This is a genomic window from Pseudomonas trutticola BRTCR10 (genome assembly GCF_056155105.1).
Map to the genome: position 1 here is coordinate 4,419,738 of NZ_CM149552.1, position 21,184 is coordinate 4,440,921.

General features: G+C 59.4%; 15 protein-coding genes. 6 read left to right on the top strand and 9 right to left on the bottom strand.

The genetic code is table 11. The features are described 5' to 3' along the window. Nucleotides 1-20: 20 nt before the first annotated feature. Both sthA and ACVVH8_RS20050 read right to left on the bottom strand, forming a co-directional pair. Entirely contained in the window at nucleotides 21-1,415 is a 1,395-nt protein-coding gene (sthA, locus tag ACVVH8_RS20045; protein ID WP_103305077.1) for a Si-specific NAD(P)(+) transhydrogenase, read from the bottom strand. A gap of 197 nt (nucleotides 1,416-1,612) precedes the next feature. Next, nucleotides 1,613-2,557 (bottom strand): FAD:protein FMN transferase, encoded by a 945-nt coding sequence (locus ACVVH8_RS20050; RefSeq protein WP_475225885.1) that lies wholly within the window; start codon nucleotides 2,555-2,557, stop codon nucleotides 1,613-1,615. Nucleotides 2,558-2,734: 177 nt separating this feature from the next. Here ACVVH8_RS20050 and tcuC point away from each other — a divergent pair, with 177 nt between their 5' ends. Further along, nucleotides 2,735-4,036 carry an MFS transporter gene (gene tcuC, locus ACVVH8_RS20055; protein WP_103305075.1) on the top strand — a complete coding sequence of 434 codons (1,302 nt, stop codon included), beginning with the start codon at nucleotides 2,735-2,737 and terminating at the stop codon, nucleotides 4,034-4,036. Nucleotides 4,037-4,217: 181 nt separating this feature from the next. On the opposite strand, the gene ACVVH8_RS20060 is transcribed toward tcuC, so the two are convergent. Continuing rightward, nucleotides 4,218-5,681: a glyceraldehyde-3-phosphate dehydrogenase gene (locus ACVVH8_RS20060; RefSeq protein WP_103305074.1), complete on the bottom strand. Its 1,464-nt coding sequence runs from the start codon at nucleotides 5,679-5,681 to the stop codon at nucleotides 4,218-4,220. Between the two features lie 354 nt (nucleotides 5,682-6,035). Here ACVVH8_RS20060 and mfd point away from each other — a divergent pair, with 354 nt between their 5' ends. Genes mfd through ACVVH8_RS20075 form a run of 3 tightly spaced genes read left to right on the top strand, consistent with a single transcriptional unit; the run spans nucleotide 6,036 to nucleotide 12,764 of the window. Then, nucleotides 6,036-9,485 (top strand): transcription-repair coupling factor, encoded by a 3,450-nt coding sequence (gene mfd / locus ACVVH8_RS20065; RefSeq protein WP_475225888.1) that lies wholly within the window; start codon nucleotides 6,036-6,038, stop codon nucleotides 9,483-9,485. Nucleotides 9,486-9,495: 10 nt separating this feature from the next. Then, nucleotides 9,496-10,062, top strand: coding sequence for a CsiV family protein (locus ACVVH8_RS20070; protein ID WP_475225892.1), 567 nt, complete (start codon nucleotides 9,496-9,498; stop codon nucleotides 10,060-10,062). An 11-nt stretch (nucleotides 10,063-10,073) separates the two neighbouring features. Beyond that, complete coding sequence (locus tag ACVVH8_RS20075; protein ID WP_475225894.1) at nucleotides 10,074-12,764, top strand: SNF2-related protein; 2,691 nt, start codon at nucleotides 10,074-10,076, stop codon at nucleotides 12,762-12,764. Nucleotides 12,765-12,913: 149 nt separating this feature from the next. Here the strand turns inward: ACVVH8_RS20075 and ACVVH8_RS20080 are convergent, their stop codons facing one another. The 4 genes from ACVVH8_RS20080 to ACVVH8_RS20095 all read right to left on the bottom strand — a co-directional run bounded on the left by ACVVH8_RS20080 (nucleotide 12,914) and on the right by ACVVH8_RS20095 (nucleotide 18,843). Next, nucleotides 12,914-16,207 carry a DEAD/DEAH box helicase gene (locus ACVVH8_RS20080; protein WP_475225897.1) on the bottom strand — a complete coding sequence of 1,098 codons (3,294 nt, stop codon included), beginning with the start codon at nucleotides 16,205-16,207 and terminating at the stop codon, nucleotides 12,914-12,916. 9 nt (nucleotides 16,208-16,216) lie between these two features. Beyond that, nucleotides 16,217-16,954: an S-methyl-5'-thioinosine phosphorylase gene (locus ACVVH8_RS20085; RefSeq protein WP_103305070.1), complete on the bottom strand. Its 738-nt coding sequence runs from the start codon at nucleotides 16,952-16,954 to the stop codon at nucleotides 16,217-16,219. Between the two features lie 12 nt (nucleotides 16,955-16,966). After that, entirely contained in the window at nucleotides 16,967-17,965 is a 999-nt protein-coding gene (nagZ, locus tag ACVVH8_RS20090; RefSeq protein WP_475231209.1) for a beta-N-acetylhexosaminidase, read from the bottom strand. 170 nt (nucleotides 17,966-18,135) lie between these two features. Continuing rightward, a complete protein-coding gene (locus ACVVH8_RS20095; protein WP_007910473.1) occupies nucleotides 18,136-18,843 on the bottom strand; it encodes a TetR/AcrR family transcriptional regulator in 708 nt (235 codons plus the stop codon). Between the two features lie 229 nt (nucleotides 18,844-19,072). On the opposite strand from ACVVH8_RS20095, the gene lexA reads away from it, so the two are divergent. Then, the gene (gene lexA / locus ACVVH8_RS20100; protein WP_090284744.1) at nucleotides 19,073-19,681 is read left to right on the top strand and encodes a transcriptional repressor LexA; all 609 of its coding nucleotides are present in this window, start codon (nucleotides 19,073-19,075) and stop codon (nucleotides 19,679-19,681) included. 10 nt (nucleotides 19,682-19,691) lie between these two features. Continuing rightward, nucleotides 19,692-20,165, top strand: a complete 474-nt coding sequence (sulA, locus tag ACVVH8_RS20105; RefSeq protein WP_103305068.1) for an SOS-induced cell division inhibitor SulA — start codon at nucleotides 19,692-19,694, stop codon at nucleotides 20,163-20,165. Between the two features lie 96 nt (nucleotides 20,166-20,261). Here sulA and ACVVH8_RS20110 read toward each other — a convergent pair whose 3' ends face one another. Together ACVVH8_RS20110 and ACVVH8_RS20115 are read right to left on the bottom strand one after the other, a co-directional pair. Beyond that, entirely contained in the window at nucleotides 20,262-20,495 is a 234-nt protein-coding gene (locus ACVVH8_RS20110) for a hypothetical protein (RefSeq protein WP_008082203.1), read from the bottom strand. Between the two features lie 106 nt (nucleotides 20,496-20,601). Beyond that, nucleotides 20,602-21,126 (bottom strand): DUF6586 family protein, encoded by a 525-nt coding sequence (locus tag ACVVH8_RS20115; RefSeq protein WP_103305067.1) that lies wholly within the window; start codon nucleotides 21,124-21,126, stop codon nucleotides 20,602-20,604. Nucleotides 21,127-21,184: the final 58 nt, after the last annotated feature.

Below are 21,184 nucleotides of genomic sequence, written 5' to 3' on the forward strand. Positions count from 1 at the left end.
AGGCCACCGGCCGGAGCCCGTCAAAAAAGCCGGTTGAGGCCGTCGTACGCCGCTACACGATAGGCTTCGGCCATGGTCGGGTAGTTGAACGTGGTGTTGACGAAGTATTTCAGGGTGTTCAGTTCGCCCGGCTGGCTCATGATCGCCTGACCGATGTGGACGATCTCCGACGCCTGATAACCGAAGCAGTGAACGCCCAACACTTCCAGGGTTTCACGGTGGAACAGGATCTTCAGCATGCCTTGCGGCTCGCCGGCGATCTGCGCTCGCGCCATGCTCTTGAAGAACGCCTTGCCGACTTCGTACGGCACTTTGGCCTGGGTCAGCTCCTGCTCGTTCTTGCCGATCGAGCTGATCTCCGGAATGGTGTAGATGCCGGTCGGCACGTCATTCACAAAACGCCAGCTACCGTTGTCGACGATGCTGCCAGCGGCCGAACGACCCTGGTCGTGGGCAGCACTGGCCAGGCTCGGCCAGCCGATCACGTCGCCTGCGCCATAAATGTTCGGCACGCAGGTGCGGTAGTTCTCGTCGACTTCGATCTGACCGCGGCTGTTGACCTTGACGCCGATGTTTTCCAGACCCAACTGGTCGGTGTTACCGGTACGGCCATTGCACCAGAGCAAGGCGTCAGCCTTGATCTTCTTGCCGGACTTGAGGTGCAGGATCACGCCGTTGTCCACGCCTTCGACACGATCGTAGTCTTCGTTATGGCGCACGGTGATGTTGTTGTTGCTGAAGTGGTAGCTCAACGCCTGGGAGATTTCCGAGTCGAGGAAGCTCAGCAGCTGACCGCGGTTGTCGACCAACTCGACCAATACACCCAGACCACTGAAGATCGAAGCATATTCGCAACCGATTACGCCGGCGCCGTAAACGATCAGCTTACGCGGGGTGTGGCCGAGACTGAGGATGGTGTCGCTATCGTAGATGCGCGGGTGGTGGAAATCGATGTCAGCCGGACGATACGGGCGCGAGCCGGTGGCGATGATGATGTGCTTGGCCACCAGTTTTTCGACCACACCGTTGGCGCAAACCACTTCGATGGTTTGCTCGTCGGCGAAGCTGCCGGTGCCGAAGAACACGTCGACGCGGTTACGGGCGTAGTAGCCGGTACGCGAAGCGACTTGTTTGGAAATGACTTTCTCGGCGCTTTTCAACACGTCCGGGAAGGAGAACCAGCGTGGCTCGCCGATCGCCCGGAACATCGGATTGGTGTTGAACTGCATGATCTGCCGCACCGAGTGACGCAGTGCCTTGGACGGGATGGTGCCGAGGTGGGTGCAGTTGCCGCCGACCTGGCGACGGCTGTCGACCATCGCGACCTTGCGCCCTGCTTTGGCGGCGTTCATTGCCGCGCCTTCTCCCGCCGGGCCGGAACCCAGCACCACCACGTCGTAGTTGTAGACAGCCATGCGTACTCCTCAGAACAGGCCGCGGTGCCAGCAGCACCGGCGGCTAAATCACGCCGAACGGCGGCGCGAAGGAACAATTGGGGGCCAGTAAAGAACCCGGACACAGTCTATAGAAGCGTCAACGCCGCGCACATTAACCCTTGGTCGCGTCGTAGGCTACTTTTGCCTGCACTACAACGCCAGCTTTCGTACTGCTCTCAGTCAATTTTTGCGCCACTGAGGCGCTCGAAAGCCTTGCTGGTGCGGACGACAAAACCTGTATCGGCACGAATTACAAAGAATGCACCAATGTCATGCTTTTCGGCATAGTCCCAAGCCCTTTCAGGCCCAAGAATCAGCAACAGCGTCGATAGTCCATCGGCCATCAACGCTGAAGGATGAATCACCGTGACTGACGCCAGGTTGTGTAGGACAGGTGCGCCGCTACGCGCATCGAAAGTGTGGGAATAGCGCCGGCCGTCCTGAAGGAAATAGTTGCGGTAGTCGCCGGAAGTGGAAACACCGTAGCCGTCGACATTAATCACCCGCTCGGCGACTTGCTGATCATCGCGAGGCTCTTCCAGAGCAATGCGCCACGGCGAGCCGTCGAGTTTCTTGCCCTTGGCTTTCAGCTCGCCCGTAGCTTCAGCGAGGTAATCGTGGATGCCCATGGCATCCAGCCTGGCGGCGATCGTGTCAACAGCGTAACCGGCGGCCATGCTATTGAAGTCGACTTCGACAGCGGCGTCCTTGCACAGCTGATCGCCGTCGATGTGCAGATGTTGATGGCCGACTTTCTGCAACACCTCTGCCAGTGCGGCAGCGCTCGGGACCTTTTCTTCGCGACCTTGTGGGCCAAAACCCCAGAGGTTCATCAGCGGCTCGACAGTGAGGTCGTAGGAACCTTCGCTTTGCTCTGACAGTTGCTCGCCCACGCGGATCAATTCGAGGATTGGCGCAGGCATGGTCTGACAGCGGCCAGCGGGCAATGCATTGAAGCGTTCGATGTCGGAGTCGCTGCGATAAGTAGACATCTGTCGGTCGACTTCGCCGAGGATGCCCTCCACTTCGTGGCGCACTTGCGCGGGGTCAGCAAGGCCTGCGTGGCGCACGTACTTGATCGAATACGTGCTGCCCATCGTCTGGCCCGCGAAGCTGTCCATGGAGTCGCCATTGCCGCAGCCGGCCAATATGCCAGCCAAAATCACAAGTCCAAACCACCGTCCAGTGAACAATTATTCATCTCCCTGCAAAACCGCGACAGCCATTATGGATTAAAGGGCCCGCTCGCTCCCAACGGATGCTACGCGTTTATAAAATCCAATAATGAGTAACTGAACATGTCCACCACCACGGGCAAAGGCAAAGCGATTTTCCGCGTTGTCAGCGGCAACTTCCTCGAAATGTTCGACTTCATGGTCTACGGCTTCTATGCCACGGCCATCGCCAAGACCTTCTTCCCGGCCGACAGCGCCTTCGCTTCTCTGATGCTCTCGCTCGCGACCTTCGGTGCCGGGTTCCTGATGCGTCCGCTGGGGGCTATTTTCCTCGGTGCCTACATTGACCGGCATGGTCGCCGCCAGGGCCTGATCATCACGCTGGCCCTGATGGCTGCCGGCACGGTGCTGATTGCCTGCGTTCCGGGATACGCCACACTCGGCGTCGCCGCGCCGCTGATCGTGTTGTTCGGCCGCTTGCTGCAAGGCTTCTCCGCTGGCGTCGAGTTGGGTGGTGTGTCGGTTTATCTGGCAGAAATCGCCACACCGGGGCGCAAGGGCTTCTTCGTCAGCTGGCAATCCGCGAGCCAACAAGCGGCGGTGGTCTTTGCCGGACTGCTGGGTGTTGCTCTCAACCATTGGCTGAGCCCGGAACAAATGGGTGACTGGGGCTGGCGTGTGCCGTTTCTGATCGGTTGCATGATTGTGCCGGTCATTTTCGTGATCCGTCGCTCACTGGAAGAAACCCCGGAATTCCAGGCACGCAAGCATCGCCCTACCCTGCGGGAAATCGTCCGTTCGATCGGACAGAACTTTGGCATCGTCATCGCCGGCATGGCGCTTGTGGTGATGACTACGGTGTCTTTTTACTTGATCACCGCATACACCCCGACGTTCGGCAAGGCTGAGCTGCACCTGTCGGATTTCGATGCGCTGCTGGTAACGGTGTGTATCGGCCTGTCGAACTTCTTCTGGCTGCCGGTGATGGGCTCGGTGTCCGACAAGATCGGCCGTAAACCCCTACTGCTCGCGGCGACGATTCTGGCGATTCTGACGGCCTACCCTGCCCTGTCGTGGCTGGTGGCGAACCCGAGTTTCAGCCATTTGCTGATCGTCGAGTTGTGGCTGTCGTTCCTGTACGGCTCGTACAACGGCGCGATGGTCGTGGCGCTGACCGAGATCATGCCGGTGGAAGTGCGGACGACCGGGTTTTCGCTGGCCTACAGCCTGGCGACAGCGACCTTCGGCGGCTTTACACCGGCAGCGTGCACTTATCTGATTCATGTACTGGATAACAAGGCTGCGCCGGGGATCTGGCTCAGTGGCGCGGCCGTGCTGGGGTTGATTGCGACGCTGGTGTTGTTCCGGGGTAACAAACATGAGCTGCGCACGGCGCAAGCGGCTGTACCTGGCGGCGCCCGATAGGACGCCATCGCTGGCAAGCCAGCTCCCACAGGTTTCTTTGGTGTACACAACCTTTGTGAACGACCTAAACCACTGTGGGAGCTGGCTTGCCAGCGATGAGGCCGCAACAGGCAACAGATATTTACCAGGCATAAAAAAACGCCCCGACCAAAGTCGGGGCGTTTTCATTTGCAGCTAAGGCTTAGCGCGGGAACGCTGGCGGGTTTACCCCGGCCATGTCTTCCATCACGCGAACAACCTGGCAGCTGTAACCGAACTCGTTGTCGTACCAGACGTACAGAACAACGCGGTTGTCCTGAACGATGGTCGCTTCAGCGTCGACCACACCGGCGTGGCGCGAGCCAACGAAGTCGGTCGAAACCACTTCCTGCGAGTTGACGAAGTCGATTTGCTTGTGCAGATCGGAGTGCAGCGCCATGTAGCGCAGGTACTCGTTCATCTCTTCACGGGTGGCGGCTTTCTCAAGGTTGAGGTTGAGAATGGCCATCGACACGTTTGGCGTCGGAACGCGGATCGCGTTACCGGTCAGCTTGCCAGCCAGTTCAGGCAGAGCCTTGGCAGCAGCAGTGGCAGCACCGGTCTCGGTGATTACCATGTTCAGCGCAGCGGAACGACCACGGCGATCGCCTTTGTGGAAGTTGTCGATCAGGTTCTGGTCGTTGGTGTACGAGTGAACGGTTTCGACGTGACCGTTGATGATGCCGAACTTGTCATTCACCGCTTTCAGCACCGGCACGATGGCGTTGGTGGTGCAGGAAGCGGCGGACACGATCTTGTCGTCAGCGGTGATTTCACCGTGGTTGATGCCGTGAACGATGTTCTTCAGCTTGCCTTTGCCAGGCGCGGTCAGAACAACGCGGTCGATACCCGGGCAGGCCAGGTGCTGACCCAGGCCATCCGCATCACGCCATACACCGGTGTTGTCCACCAGCAGCGCGTCTTTGATGCCGTACTGGGTGTAATCAACCTCGGTCGGGTTCTTCGCGTAGATCACCTGGATCAGGTTACCGTTGGCGGTGATGGTGTTGTTTTCTTCGTCGATGGTGATGGTGCCGTTGAACGAACCATGTACCGAATCGCGACGCAGCAGGCTGGCGCGCTTGGTCAGGTCGTTGTCGGCGCCTTTGCGCACGACGATGGCACGCAGACGCAGACCGTCGCCCCCACCGGTTTTCTCGATCAGGATGCGCGCCAGCAGACGGCCGATACGACCGAAACCGTACAGCACAACATCAGTGCCTTTGCGGGCCGAAGCGTTTTGCTGGCCAACCACGTCAGCCATTTCTTCACGAACGAATTGCTCGGCGGTGCGGCCATTGCCTTCGCTGCGGAATTTGAACGCCAACTTGCCCAGATCCACCGAAGCCGCGCCGAGCTTGAGCTCGCTCATGGCCTTGAGCAGTGGGAATGTTTCGTGGACGGAGAGTTCGCTGTCGTCGGCAGAACGATGGCGAGCAAAGCGATGAGCTTTGAGAATCGCGATGACAGACTGGTTGATCAGGCTGCGGCCATAGATCGAGCTCACCACGTTGTTATTGCGGTAGAGCTGACCGATAAGCGGAATCATCGCTTCTGCGAGTGCTTCACGGTCGATCCATTCACCAAGACACTGGTCGGGCTTCTGAGTCACGGGAACCTTCCACATGTAGGGGCAGAAAAAAGGGGCTACATTATGCCGCCCAGAACCTCTTGTAGCAATGCGCGCTTGTCGCGCAATCGGTAACAAAATTCCGTCACAAAAAATAACGCCGCTCTCCAGCCCAGTAAAACCGGGGCCTCCAGCACAGTCAATTTTTCGACAAGTGTTAGACGATGTCTGTAACCCTCCGTAACACCACTCGATTTCGGCACTACATAACCCTCAAAAAAGTGCTCTTTTTTATGGTTACCACTACATTTCGTGCAAACAGCGAAGATAGACGCAGTCTGCAACTGACAGGCAGCACCGGACGCCGCTACAATTACCGACTTTGTCGCAACGCCTGGAGCTCAACCTTCCGTGCCTGTTCTGCGTCTACCGCTTCTCCCTGCCGCGGCAGGTAAACAGCATTGGGGCAACTTGCCCGGTGCCGCCCTGAGCCTGGCGATTGCCGAGGCTGCCAGCGCTGCCAAGCGCTTCACCCTGCTACTGACCGCCGACAGCCAGAGTGCCGAACGGCTGGAACAGGAGCTGAGTTTCTTCGCCCCGGATTTGCCCGTTCTGCATTTCCCCGACTGGGAAACCCTGCCGTACGACCTGTTTTCGCCGCACCAGGACATCATTTCCCAGCGCATCGCCAGCCTTTATAGACTGCCGGAGCTGGAACATGGCGTGCTGGTGGTGCCGATCACTACGGCCCTGCATCGACTGGCGCCGACCAAATTCCTGCTCGGCAGCAGTCTGGTGCTGGATGTCGGTCAGAAGCTCGACGTCGAACAGATGCGCACGCGGCTAGAAGCCAGCGGCTATCGCTACGTCGACACGGTGTACGAGCACGGCGAATTCACCGTGCGCGGGGCGCTGATCGACCTGTTCCCGATGGGCAGCAAACTGCCGTACCGCATCGACTTGTTCGACGACGAAATCGAAACCTTGCGCACCTTCGATCCGGAAAACCAACGCTCCATCGACAAGGTCGATTCGGTCAAGCTGCTGCCGGCCCGTGAATTCCCGCTGCAAAAAGATGCGGTCACCCGCTTCAAGGCGCGGTTCCGTGAGCGCTTCGACGTCGACTTCCGGCGCTGCCCGATTTTTCAGGACTTGAGCAGCGGTATCACGCCCGCCGGCATCGAGTACTACCTGCCGCTGTTTTTCGACGAAACCTCGACCCTGTTCGATTACCTGCCGCAGGACACGCAAGTGTTCTCGCTGCCAGGCATCGAGCAGGCGGCGGAAAACTTCTGGAACGACGTGCGCAATCGCTATGAGGAGCGCCGCGTCGATCCATCGCGCCCTCTATTGCCGCCAGCCGAATTGTTCCTGCCGGTGGAGGACTGCTTCGCCCGCCTGAAGAGCTGGCCGCGAGTGGTCGCCAGCCAGCAGGACGTGGAAACCGGCGTCGGTCGCGAACGCTTTCCGGCCCAGGCACTGCCGAATCTGGCCATCGAAGCCAAAGCCACTCAACCGCTGGCAGCGCTGTCGAACTTCCTTGATGAATTCCCCGGACGCGTGCTGTTCACCGCCGAATCGGCGGGGCGTCGCGAAGTCTTGCTGGAGCTGCTCGAACGCCTGAAGCTGCGACCAAAAACCGTCGACAGCTGGCCGGACTTCGTTGCGAGCAAGGATCGCCTGGCGATCACCATCGCGCCGCTCGATGAAGGCTTGATGCTCGACGATCCGGCGCTGGCGCTGGTCGCGGAAAGTCCGCTGTTCGGGCAACGCGTGATGCAGCGTCGCCGTCGTGAAAAGCGCGCGGATGCCAACAACGACGCGGTGATCAAGAACCTCACCGAGTTGCGTGAAGGCGCGCCGGTGGTGCATATCGACCACGGTGTCGGCCGCTACCTGGGCCTGACGATTCTGGAAATCGACAATCAGGCTGCCGAGTTCCTCACCCTCGAATACGCCGAGAACGCCAAGCTCTACGTGCCGGTGGCCAACCTGCACCTGATCGCCCGCTACACCGGTAGCGACGATTCGCTGGCCCCGCTGCACCGTCTCGGCTCGGAAACCTGGCAGAAAGCCAAGCGCAAAGCCGCTGAACAAGTGCGCGATGTCGCCGCCGAACTGCTCGACATCTATGCCCGCCGCGCCGCTCGCGAAGGCTACGCGTTTGCCGACCCGAAAGCCGATTACGCGACCTTCAGCGCCGGTTTCCCGTTCGAAGAAACGCCGGATCAGCAGTCGACCATCGAAGCCGTGCGCGAAGACATGCTCGCGCCGAAACCGATGGATCGACTGGTCTGCGGCGACGTCGGTTTCGGCAAGACCGAAGTGGCCATGCGCGCGGCGTTCATCGCCGTGCACGGCGGCCGTCAGGTGGCGATTCTGGTGCCGACCACCCTGCTCGCCCAGCAGCATTACAACAGCTTCCGCGACCGTTTCGCCGACTGGCCAGTGACTGTGGAAGTGATGAGCCGCTTCAAATCCGCCAAGGAAGTGAATGCTGCGATCGCCGATCTGGCGGAAGGCAAGATCGACATCGTTATCGGCACGCACAAGCTGCTGTCCGATGACGTCAAAATCAAAAACCTCGGCCTGGTGATCATCGACGAAGAACACCGTTTCGGGGTGCGTCAGAAAGAACAGCTCAAGGCCCTGCGCAGCGAAGTCGACATTCTCACGCTGACTGCCACGCCGATTCCGCGCACGCTGAACATGGCGGTGTCGGGCATGCGTGACCTGTCGATCATCGCCACGCCGCCGGCGCGCCGCCTGTCAGTGCGCACCTTCGTCATGGAGCAGAACAAGAGCACGGTCAAAGAAGCTTTGCTGCGTGAACTGCTGCGCGGCGGTCAGGTTTATTACCTGCACAACGATGTGAAGACCATCGAGAAATGCGCCGCCGACCTCGCCGAACTGGTCCCGGAAGCACGAATCGGCGTCGGCCATGGGCAGATGCGCGAGCGCGAACTCGAACAGGTGATGAGCGACTTCTACCACAAGCGCTTCAACGTGCTGATCGCCTCGACCATCATCGAGACCGGCATCGACGTGCCGAGCGCCAACACCATCATCATCGAGCGCGCCGACAAGTTCGGCCTGGCGCAACTGCACCAGTTGCGCGGCCGTGTCGGCCGTAGTCACCACCAGGCTTACGCTTACCTGCTGACACCGCCACGCCAGCAAATCACCTCGGACGCGGAAAAACGTCTGGAGGCGATTGCCAACACCCAGGATCTCGGTGCCGGTTTCGTCCTGGCGACCAACGACCTGGAAATCCGTGGCGCCGGCGAATTGCTCGGCGATGGCCAGAGCGGGCAGATTCAAGCCGTGGGCTTCACGCTGTACATGGAAATGCTTGAACGTGCGGTGAAGTCGATCCGCAAGGGCGAGCAACCGAACCTTGATCAACCACTCGGCGGCGGCCCGGAAGTCAACCTGCGGGTGCCGGCGCTGATTCCGGAAGACTATCTGCCCGATGTGCATGCGCGGCTGATTCTGTACAAGCGCATCGCGTCGGCCACCGACGAGGAAGGTTTGAAGGATCTGCAAGTCGAGATGATCGACCGTTTCGGCCTGCTGCCGGAGCCGACCAAGAATCTTGTGCGCATCACGGCCTTGAAGTTGCAGGCCGAACAGCTGGGCATCAAGAAGGTCGACGGCGGCCCGCAGGGTGGACGCATCGAGTTCGCCGCGCAGACGCCGGTCGACCCGATGACCCTGATCAAACTGATCCAGAGTCAGCCGAAACGCTACAAATTCGAAGGCGCCACCATGTTCAAGTTCCAGGTGCCGATGGAGCGCCCGGAAGAGCGCTTTAATACTGTAGAGGCGCTGTTCGAGCGCCTCATCCCGAAAACTGCTTGAAGGACGCCGCATGCGCCTGTTTCGCTCACTGACCCTGCTACTCACTTTCGTAGCACCGATGGCGTTTGCCGATGACCTGTATCAGGTCGAAATGATTCTGGTCCGTCAGAACGCAGTTCCGGCCATTGTCAGCCGCGCTGCGCCGGAAGACTGGGCTGCCGGCGCTCAGCGCCTGGCCGATGACAGCCAGCGCACTCCGGCGCTGAACGACGTCGCCAACAAACTCACCGCCAGCGGCGAATACAGCGTGTTGCTGCACAAGGCCTGGCAACAGACCCTCGGCGAGACACCGACCAAGGTGGCCGTCAGCGATGGCAGGGAACAGTTCGGCCAGTTCCCGATCGAGGGCACCCTGGAAATGAAACTCGGGCGCTTCACCGATGTGAATGCCGACTTCTGGGTGAACCAGATCGACGCCAACGGCATGGTCACCGCCAGCGAACGCCTGAAACAGGACAGCCACACCAAAAACGGTCAACTCAACTACCTCGATAACGGTCACCTGGCCCTGCTGATCAAGATCACTTCCCTGACGGCGCCTGCGCCACGGGAAGCGCCTGAAGCCATTCCGGACTGATCGAAGTCCTTATGTCCGCGCCCCTGAGTAAACCGTTGGCACCCTCCTGGGTCAGCCGATTCAAGGAACAGAGCCTGGAGCGTGGCCGCCGCTACGCCCTGGAAAACCGGGTACGCATCGCCCAGGTCGGCGATGCAACCATCACCGCCAGTTGCGAAGGCTCTGGCGGTAACGTCTACCGTCAGACCATTCACCTGCGCGAGTCAGCCAAAAGCACTTTGCTGCTGGTCGACGCCGCCTGCACCTGCCCGGTACGCACCAACTGCAAACATTGCGCAGCAGTATTGCTGCAAATCCAGGAAACCCTCGACTACCCCGCCGCCGCGAAAGACGCCGAACTGCTGGAAAAACTCCAGGCCGTACTGGAAAACCGCAGCCCGAAAGCGCCACCACAAGTGCTGGTGGACAACGTGCAGCCGGTGCCACGCCTGTGGCTGGCCAGTGTCGAGTTCAGCGCCTTCGAGCCGCGCAACGGCAAGATGCAGCGCTACATTCAACATCGCGCAGCGCTGTCGTTCAGCTATCTGGATGAGTACGTCAGCGGGCAGAAGAACAGCGATATCCTGATTCGCCAGGAAACCCAGACACTGCGGATAAAACGCCATCCGGAAGTCGAACAGTCCTACCGGGAGCAGTTACGAATCCTCGGCTTCCGTATCGCCACCCGTCAGAGCAAGGCACTACCGGAAAGTGCCGGCGAACTGTATGAGATGGTCAATGACAGCGCGTGGCTGACCTTTACCCTTAACGATTTGCCGAAGCTGCGCACCCATGGCTGGGAATTGCAGATCGATGAGGAATTCGGCTTTGATCTGACGGCGGTGGATGACTGGTACGCCACGGTCGAGCAGGCGCCGGAACGCGACTGGTTTGATCTGGAACTGGGCATCATCGTCAACGGCGAGCGCTTGAGCCTGTTGCCAATCCTGCTCAATCTGATGCGTTCGCACGCGGAAATCCTCAACCCGGAACGCCTTGCGCGCCGTCGCGATGACGAGCTGATTCTGGTCAATATTCCGCAGCGCAACAGCGAGCACGGGCCGCTGCAAGTGGCGCTGCCACTCGGGCGATTGAAGCCGGTATTGGCAACTCTGGGCGAGTTCTACTTGCAGGAACCGGGTGAAACCACCCTGCGCCTGAGCAGGGCCGACGCAACGCGCCTTAACTCGCTGGAGGGCATTCCGCTGCTGTGGGAGGGCGGCGAGCAGATCCGCACATTTGCGCAACGTCTGCGCGACATCCGCGACTTCAGCACAGAAGCGCCAGAAGGCTTGAACGCGACGCTGCGCCCCTATCAGCTCGAAGGCTTGAGCTGGATGCAATCACTGCGACAACTGGAAGTCGGCGGGATTCTCGCGGACGACATGGGCCTGGGTAAAACCCTACAGACCCTGGCGCATATTCTCAGTGAGAAAAACGCCGGACGACTTGATCGGCCATGCATGGTGGTGATGCCCACCAGCCTGATTCCGAATTGGCTCGATGAAGCAGCGCATTTTACGCCTCAGTTGAAAGTGGTCGCGCTATACGGCGCCAGCCGCAAAAAGCACTTCGACAATCTGGCTGATTTTGATCTGATCCTCACCACCTACGCTTTGCTGCCCAAGGATGTCGAGCGTCTGGCGCAACAGCCGCTGCACGTACTGGTGCTGGATGAAGCGCAATACATCAAGAATCCGAACAGCAAAGCGGCGCAGGCAGCTCGCGAACTGAATGCCCGCCAGCGCCTGTGCCTGAGCGGTACACCGCTGGAAAATCACCTCGGTGAATTGTGGTCACTGTTTCACTTCCTACTGCCGGGCTGGCTCGGTGACGTCAAAAGCTTCAACGCCGATTACCGTGTGCCCATCGAAAAGCGCGGCAGCGAAGTCAGACTTCAGCACCTCAATGGTCGGATAAAACCGTTTCTGCTGCGCCGCACCAAGGAACAGGTTGCGACTGAACTGCCGCCGAAGACGGAAATCATCCACTGGGTCGATCTCAACGAAGCCCAGCGCGATGTGTACGAAACCATGCGCCTGGCGATGGACAAGAAAGTCCGCGACGAGATCACCCGCAAAGGCGTGGCGCGCAGTCAGATCATCATTCTCGAAGCCTTGCTGAAGCTGCGTCAGGTTTGCTGTGATTTGCGCCTGGTCAACGACGCCACGCTGCCCGCCCGCGGCAGCACGTCGGGCAAGCTCGATAGCTTGATGGAAATGCTGGAAGAATTGTTCGAGGAAGGTCGGCGGATTCTGCTGTTTTCGCAGTTCACGTCGATGCTGTCACTGATCGAAAACGAGCTGAAAAAACGCAATGTCGCCTACGCGCTGTTGACGGGCCAGACCCGTGATCGGCGCACACCGGTGAAGGAATTCCAGAGCGGCAAGCGTCAGATCTTTCTGATCAGTCTGAAGGCTGGCGGTGTCGGCCTGAACCTGACCGAAGCGGACACGGTGATTCACTACGACCCGTGGTGGAATCCGGCGACCGAGAATCAGGCCACCGATCGCGCGTATCGGATCGGCCAGGAAAAGCCGGTTTTCGTCTACAAGATGATTGCCCGGGGCACGGTGGAAGAGAAGATTCAGCATCTACAAAGGGAAAAGTCCGACCTCGCAGCCGGCGTGCTGGACGGGCGCAAGGCTGGAGACTGGAAGCTGCAGAACGACGATATCGAAGCATTGTTTGCGCCGTTGCCGGATAAGCTCGACAAGCGCTGAGATCTGCTTTTTCAGATAAATAGCCATCGCTGGCAAGCCAGCTCCCACAGTGATTTAGGGTTGAACACTATTTTGTGAACAATACGAAACCTGTGGGAGCTGGCTTGCCAGCAATGGGGCCATCCGATACTGCCCTCCGATTCAGGCTATCACTCCCTGGAAACAGGTAATGGCGCAAACAGTGCTTCGATATCACTCTGCTCCAGCTTCCAGCCGCCCGTCGTTCCGCCCTCAAGCACCGCTCCGGCCAACGCCGCTTTCTCCTGTTGCAGCGCCTGTATTTTTTCCTCCACCGTGCCGCGAGCGATCAGTTTGTAAACGAACACCGGGTTGTTTTGCCCGATTCGATACGCCCGATCAGTGGCCTGATTTTCCACCGCCGGATTCCACCAAGGGTCGAAGTGAATCACCGTGTCCGCAGCGGTCAGGTTCAAACCGGTACCTCCGGCCTTCAAACTGATCAGAAACAGCGGCACCTTGCCGCCCTGAAAATCCTTCACCGGCGTGCGTCGATCCGTGGTTTCGCCGGTCAGCAGCGAATAGCCAATGTCACGTTGCTGCAATTCTTCCTCGATCAAGGCGAGCATCGAGGTGAACTGCGAAAACAACAGGATCCGGCGACCTTCGCTGAGCAGCTCTTCAAGCATTTCCATCAAGCTGACCAACTTGCCACTGCCGGAGCGCAGCGCCTTCGCCGTCAGCGGCATGTTGATCAGGCGCGAGTCGCAACAGACCTGACGCAGCTTGAGCAATGCATCAAGAATGATGATCTGACTGCGCGCCACGCCACTGCGGGCAATTTCGTCGCGCACTTTTTTGTCCATCGCCACACGAACGGTTTCATAGACGTCGCGCTGGCCGTCGCTGAGATCGACCCAATGGACAATTTCGGTTTTCGGTGGCAATTCAGTGGCGACCTGATCCTTTTTGCGGCGCAGCAAAAACGGCTTGATGCGCGCTGTCAGGTGCTGCATGCGCTGAACATTGCCGTGCTTCTCGATTGGCGTGCGGTAATCGCGATTGAAGGACTTGCTGTCGCCGAGCCAACCGGGCATGAGGAAATGAAACTGCGACCAAAGCTCGCCCAAGTGGTTTTCCAATGGCGTGCCGCTCAGGCACAAGCGCTGGCGGGCCTGCAAGTCGCGCGCGGCCTGCGCGGCTTTGCTGAGCGGGTTCTTGATGTTCTGCGCTTCGTCGAGAATCAGCACGCTCCACGTCTGCGGCTGCAAGGCCTCCAGATCCCTCGGCAACAACGCGTAAGTGGTCAGTACCAAATCGTACTCAGCCAGATCAGCGAAATCCTTTTGCCGCCCCGAGCCGTGCAGCGCCAATACTTTCAACTGGGGGGTGAAACGCTCGGCCTCGTCGAGCCAGTTGGGAATAAGGCTGGTCGGCATCACCGCCAGTGCCGGGCAATCGAGGCGTCCGGCGTGTTTTTCCGTGAGCAGATGCGCCAAGGTTTGCAGCGTTTTGCCCAGACCCATGTCATCGCCCAGAATGCCGCCTACTTCAAGCTCGCGTAGGGTTTGCATCCAGTTCAGACCTTCGAGCTGATACGGGCGCAGTTGCGCGTTAAGGCCGGCCGGCGCAGCGACGTGGGTGTGACTGGCGTTCTGCAGGCGCTTGGCAAAGGTGCGCAGCCGCTCGCCACCCTGCCAATCCAGCGGTACGCCATCGAGCATACTCAAGCGCGCGGCGTCCGGGACACTCAAGCGCAGTGCATCGCCCTGATGACCGCCCAGGTACAACTCGCCCAGCGTGGCCATCAGCGGTTTGACCCGACTCAGCGGCAGCGCGACCTTGGCGCCCGATGGGTCGCCAAAACCGCTGGGCTTCAGTTCGATCAGGAGTTTTTCGTCATCGCTGCGTTGTGCCAGATTGGCCGGGTCAAGCAAGCGTGGCTGGGTGCGCAACAAGTGCAGAAGGATCGGTAGCAAACTGTAGCGCTGGCCATTGACGACAATACCCAACTGCAAATCAAACCACTGATGGCCAGCCTCTTCCTCGACCTCGGCGTACCAATGCTCGACTGGCTGCACATTGAAATGAAAGCCGGGACTGATCTCGACTTCCCAGTTCAAGGCGCACAGCGTGGCAAGCCCTTCGTGCATAAACCCGAGCCAGGCGGAATCATCCGGCAACGTGAACATCTCGCCGGGACGATCCAGCGAACTCTTGCGGGTGGCTTTCTTGAAGCCGTGCTTTTGCAGAATCTGGCGCAGTTTCTTTTCCACCGCAGGCTGGCGTTGAATGCGCTGGGTTTCGGTACCGTTGAGGATCATTACTTCCGGGTTGCGATCCACCGTCGGCTGGCCGTTGTAGGTAAACACCAGAGCGGCGCGGTGCTCAAGAACGTATTCCCAGCGCGAGCGCTCCCAACCGCTGACGAGAGTGAGTTGCGGCTGCGGAAGTACGTCGTCGATGACTCGTTCGGTCAGTTGGTGGGGCGGCGGGATTCTCGTTGCGGCGCTCATGCGATGGCTGAACTGCATGGCCTGACGCGCCGGGATGTCAGGCGCCAGAGTCAAATGACTGGCCAGTTTTTCTTCCAGCTCATTGAACAGAGGGCCAATCTGCCGCTGTTCACGATCCAGGTAATAAAGCGGCTCCAGCGCCAGCACGGTTTCCTGCGCTGCCTCGGCACTGCTCCACTGCGCGCGGAACCCGCCGTCGGCCTGCTCGGCCCAGGCGAACTGGCCTATGCGTTTCGCGCCCGGCACCAACGGTCGCAAATCCACGAAATCGAGGAAAAGCCGCGAGGTGCGCAGGAGCATTTCCAGCAGTTCGGCACCGCTGCTGCCTTCCAGCGGATAGCCGCTGTAATAGGCGTGGTGCGAGTGCATGGCAACCAGCAGCCTGGCGACGCGCAGATCCAGCTCGGACAGGTAGCCGGGCTGACGCGTGAGCATTTCCGCCAGCGAATACATCGGTTTGACTTCGCGTAACTCGCCGCTCTTAAGCTGGGAGACCTTGAAAATATCGAGCAGCCACTTGCCGCTCACTGACGTTGGCTTGAGCTTGTAAAACAGGCGCGTGCCTGCGGTTTGCGCGCCTTCTTCAGCGGGCTTGGCCGGCACGGGGATGGTCGAAAGCCAATGTTCCAGCGCCCGCCCCAACTGGATCTGTGCGTCATTTTCAGACGCCTCATGATCACTGCCCTGCAGGTGATAAAGCACCGCAGCGCAGTGCTTGCAGTCGATTGCGACAGGACAGGTGCACAGGCAACGCAAGTTGACGGAACCCCGCCGATCTTCGGACAGGTAAATGGTTTGTTCATACGCCTGATCTTCCGAGCCGACGCAGAAAGCCTCGATCTTCCTGTCATCGATCTCGATGATCTCTACCCGATCACCGGCGGCATAAGCCCGAGCCTTGACCAGGGCATTGCTAGTGAATGCCCGAGCCCAGGCCAACGACTTAAGCTGTTCGATGAGAATGCTCATGGGCAGTCCCTAGCCAGCCAGCACCCGCGCCAACGTCGACTTCACCTTGCCCATTCCGTCATGCAACGCCTGCTCGATTTCGGCCATGGTGATCACTTCCGTGGTCTTGCCCGCTGCCGGATTCACCACCAGCGCCAGACACGCATAATCCAGATCCAGCTCTCGGGCCAGCGCTGCTTCCGGCATGCCGGTCATGCCGACGATGTCGCAGCCATCTCGTTCCAGACGCATGATTTCGGCGACCGTTTCCAGGCGTGGGCCCTGGGTGCAGGCATAAACGCCCTGATCGCTGTACTCGCAGCCTTCAGCAGCCACGGCGGCGATCAACTGCTGACGCAGCGGCTCGCTGTAGGGAAAGCTGAAGTCGATGTGAGTGACGTGTTCCAGATCATCGGCGAAATAGGTGTGCTCGCGACCGCTGGTGTAGTCGACGATCTGATGTGGCACGCAAAAATGCCCGGTGCCCATGGCTGAGTGAATGCCACCGACGGCATTCACCGCGATAATCGCTTCGGCGCCGGCCTGCTTCAACGCCCACAGGTTGGCGCGGTAGTTGACCTTGTGCGGCGGGAAGCGATGCGGGTGACCGTGACGGGCGAGGAACAGCACTTCCTTGCCGGCGTATTCGCCAATCTGCACTTCGGCGGAGGGTGCGCCATAAGGCGTATCTACCGCCAGCGATTGGCGAATGCTCAAGCCCTCAAGCTGAGTCAGGCCGGTGCCACCGATGATTGCGTAAACCGTCATAGCGAAAAATCCTTAATCAATCAGTTGAGCGTCTTTGAGCGCGCCGATGGCGGTGAGCCAGCGCGGATCCTGACGGTAATCGGTGCTGGCAAACGACTGGCCGCGCATCCGCGCGATACGCGCAGACGGCTTGACTTTCATGCGTTGCACGGCGCTCAGGGCCAGTTCGGCAGTGGCGCGGTCGTTGCACACCAGGCCCATATCGCAACCGGCGCTGAGCGCCGCCTCGATGCGGCTGGCAGCATCGCCGACCACATGGGCGCCAGCCATCGACAGGTCATCGCTGAAGATCACACCGTCAAACTGCAATTCGCCACGCAGGATGTCCTGCAACCAGCGCCGGGAGAAGCCGGCTGGCTGCGAATCGACTTGCGGGTAAATGACGTGAGCCGGCATGACGGCGGCCAGTTGCTTGCTGAGCCTGGCGAACGGCACGAGGTCGTTGGCGCGGATCTCTTCGAGACTGCGCTCGTCGTTGGGGATGGCGACGTGGGAATCGGCCTCGGCCCAGCCATGACCCGGGAAGTGCTTGCCGGTGGCAGCCATTCCTGCGCTGTTCATGCCGCGAATGAACGCCCCGGCGAGCAGCGCGGCACGTTCGGGATCGCCCTCAAAGGAACGGGTGCCGACCACGGCGCTACGCTGGTAATCGAGATCCAGCACAGGTGCGAAGCTCAGATCGAGCCCGACTGCCAGCACTTCGGTGGCCATGATCCAGCCACATTGCTCGGCCAGATACTCAGCATTCGGATTGTCGGCGATGGCGCGCATGGCCGGCAGACGTACAAAGCCCTGAAGCAGACGCTGCACGCGACCGCCCTCTTGATCCACCGCCAGCAGAAGGTCCGGGCGAACCGCGCGGATCGCCGCGCTCAGCTCACGCACCTGGCGTGGGTGCTCGATGTTGCGGGCAAAAATGATCAGGCCACCCACTTCGGGCTGACGCAACAATTGGCGATCTTCAGCCGTCAGCCAGGTACCGGCGACGTCCACCATCAACGAGCCTTGCAGGCCAGCAGTCATAGAGATTCCTTGAAAACTAAAAACCCGATCCGCACGAAATCGCCACCGAGGGCGGTGCCCGGCAGGTCGGCGATATCGATGGAGAACGGGTTCAGAACGAGAGTCGGCATGGGCGGCTAGCTTAGCGGATACAAGCTGCCGCGCCCACCCGTGCGCGGTTAAACCTTGGCGGCTACCGGCGTTGACTTGCTGCGGGGTCGCAGTTGCGCAGTCGCCATGGCCGCATCAGTGACACCGGTTTCGGCTCGCATGCCCGCAGCGAGGAACGGCACCATCAGGCGCATGACCTGCTCAATGGAGGTGTTGACGCCGAAATCGGTCTCGGCAATCGCACGCAAGGCCTTGATGCCGGACATGCTGAACGCTGCGGCGCCGAGCATGAAATGCACGCGCCAGAACAATTCGATAGGAGGAATGCGGGGTGCCGCTTCGTTGACCAGCAGCATGTAGCGACGAAACACCTTGCCGTACATGTCTTCCAGATAACGGCGCAAGTGGCCCTGGCTCTGGCTGAACGCGAGGCCCAGCAAGCGCATGAAAATCGACAGATCGTTGCCGCTGCGTGGTTGAACCACGAGGGCCTGTTCGACGAGGATTTCCAACAGCTCTTCGAGCGTCGGCTTGTTTTCAGGCTTGGCCTGACGGCGCTCCAGCTCTTTGTCGAGGCTGATGCAGAACGGCCCGAGGAACCGCGAAAAAACCGCCTGAATCAGCGCTTTCTTGGAGCCGAAGTGATAGTTAACCGCTGCCAGGTTGACGCCAGCCTTGCTGGTGATCAAACGCAATGAGGTTTCAGCGAAACCTTTCTCCGCGAACAACTGCTCGGCAGCATCAAGAATGCGTTCAACGGTTTCCGACTGGGCCATGGCTACTCCGCCTGACAAACACTTGTTTGAAACATACGTTTCAGCCTGTGCGTTGTCAAGCCTGCCGGTTCGTTTTGGGAATGGTCGGTCAGCTATTTAACCACACAAGGTCAACGCATTAATAAGCCGATAGGTCGACCGTCCGGCGGCGTGCAAAAAAACGAGCATTGCCAAGACCGCTTCACTGTATATAATCCCAGTCACTGTATAAAAAGACAGAGCGATCATTATGCTAAAGCTGACGCCACGCCAAGCCGAGATTCTGGCCTTCATCAAACGTTGCCTCGAAGACAACGGCTACCCGCCAACCCGCGCGGAAATCGCTCAGGAGCTGGGTTTCAAGTCGCCCAACGCGGCGGAAGAACACCTCAAGGCACTGGCCCGCAAGGGCGCCATCGAAATGACCCCTGGCGCTTCTCGCGGCATTCGCATCCCCGGCTTTGAAGCCAAGCCCGACGACTCTACCCTGCCAATCATTGGCCGGGTCGCTGCCGGTGCACCGATCCTCGCCCAGCAGCACATCGAGGAATCCTGCAACATCAATCCAGCGTTCTTCCACCCTCGCGCCGACTACCTGCTGCGCGTGCACGGCATGAGCATGAAGGACATCGGCATTTTCGACGGCGACCTGCTCGCTGTTCATACCACTCGCGAAGCACGTAATGGTCAGGTTGTCGTCGCCCGTATCGGCGATGAAGTGACCGTCAAACGCTTCAAGCGTGAAGGTAGCAAAGTCTGGCTGATTGCCGAAAACCCTGAGTTCGCCCCTATCGAAGTCGACCTGAAAGATCAGGAACTGGTGATCGAAGGCTTGAGTGTCGGCGTAATCCGCCGCTAAAGGAGGCTTTATGCAGTTCCCACACACCCCTCAGCAAACACAACTGCCTTTATTCGAAGCGTTTCTGGCGCAACCGATGGCGCCGATCCTGAAAGATGTGGTCGAACGCCCCTGGAATGCCGAACCTGAAGTATTCAGTGAGCTGTCACTGCGCGGTGCGACCGGGAACTGTTTGAACCTGCTGGCCCCGATCCTTCGTGAATTGAGCGACGATCAGGACGCACGCTGGCTGACACTGATCGCGCCGCCTGCCAGCCTGACCCAATCGTGGCTGCGCGATGCTGGCCTTAACCGCGAACGCATTTTGCTGCTGCAACCGCGAGGCATTCAAAGCGCTCAGCAACTCGCTTGCGAAGCCTTGCGACTGGGTCGCAGCCACACAGTGGTCACCTGGCTAAACCCGTTGAACACAAGTTCACGGCAACAACTGATCAGCGCTGCACGCATGGGCGACGCTCAAAGCCTGAACATTCGATTGGGTTGATTACAAGTTAAGCGCGCTGTGTGAAGCGCAGGGCTTCTCCAAGGACAGAGAAGCCGATCTGAAGCGGTATCGACATAAACCTGAAGCAGCCGGGAATCAGTGAAGAACCCGCGGCCCCTCTTCTTTATCGAACTCACCCTCGATCATCCGGCCTGCCATCTGCACGCCGACGCTCAGCATCGCCTTGGCGATTTCCACATGCTGACCCTGCAGGAATGTCTTGGCATCCTCGGAGAAATCCAGAGTCACCAGAGAACCCTCGTCCTCAGCCCTGCGCAGTTCGATTCGGCCGTCGGGTAACTCGACAATTTCTAGAAAGGACGTTGGCATATAGGTCTGTTCTCCACGAAAGGCAGGGATTATATAGACATCATTCAGGCTTCGCTCGGGATCTTGACCAGCAGCATGTTTCAGATTGCCACCGTGTCAATCGCCCTCAGCACTCGTTCAAGCCTTCGCGGAAACGTATCGCCAGACCTTTCAAGTTCTGCCGCCAGCTCTCCAGTTCCTCTCGACTCAGCTCTTGCGGCGCCTCTTCTTCATCCAGATTGACTGCCTGAATCAACGGCTGCGTGACGTCGCCCTTTGGTTTGTGTGGCACCCGTGGTGGCTGAAACATTGCCGAGTGTGCAGCCAGCAGTTTTGCCAGCCAGGTTTCAGAGTTGCCCGCCAACTCAACCATTTCGGCCAGTTCTGGAATCGCAATCGACTCCAGCACTTCACGCGTCAGCAGCATCTCGGCCCGTGGCGCATTGGCTTGCGGCAGACGATAAAAACCCGCGATCTCATGGCAAAGACCCAGCAAGGCGCCGTACAGGTGAAACAGCGCCGATTCACGCCCGGCCTGAATCAACGCCAGAGAATTCATCGCCCGCCCCTCTTCAGCGCGAGCCAAGGCTTCGAGCGACAGGCCAGCGAAATAGATCTTCTGATTGGTACGGGTATAGAGTTCGTGAGCCATGACGGCGCTCTCCACAACGAAATAATTGCTTCACACAGGCCGGACAGTGTCATGGATC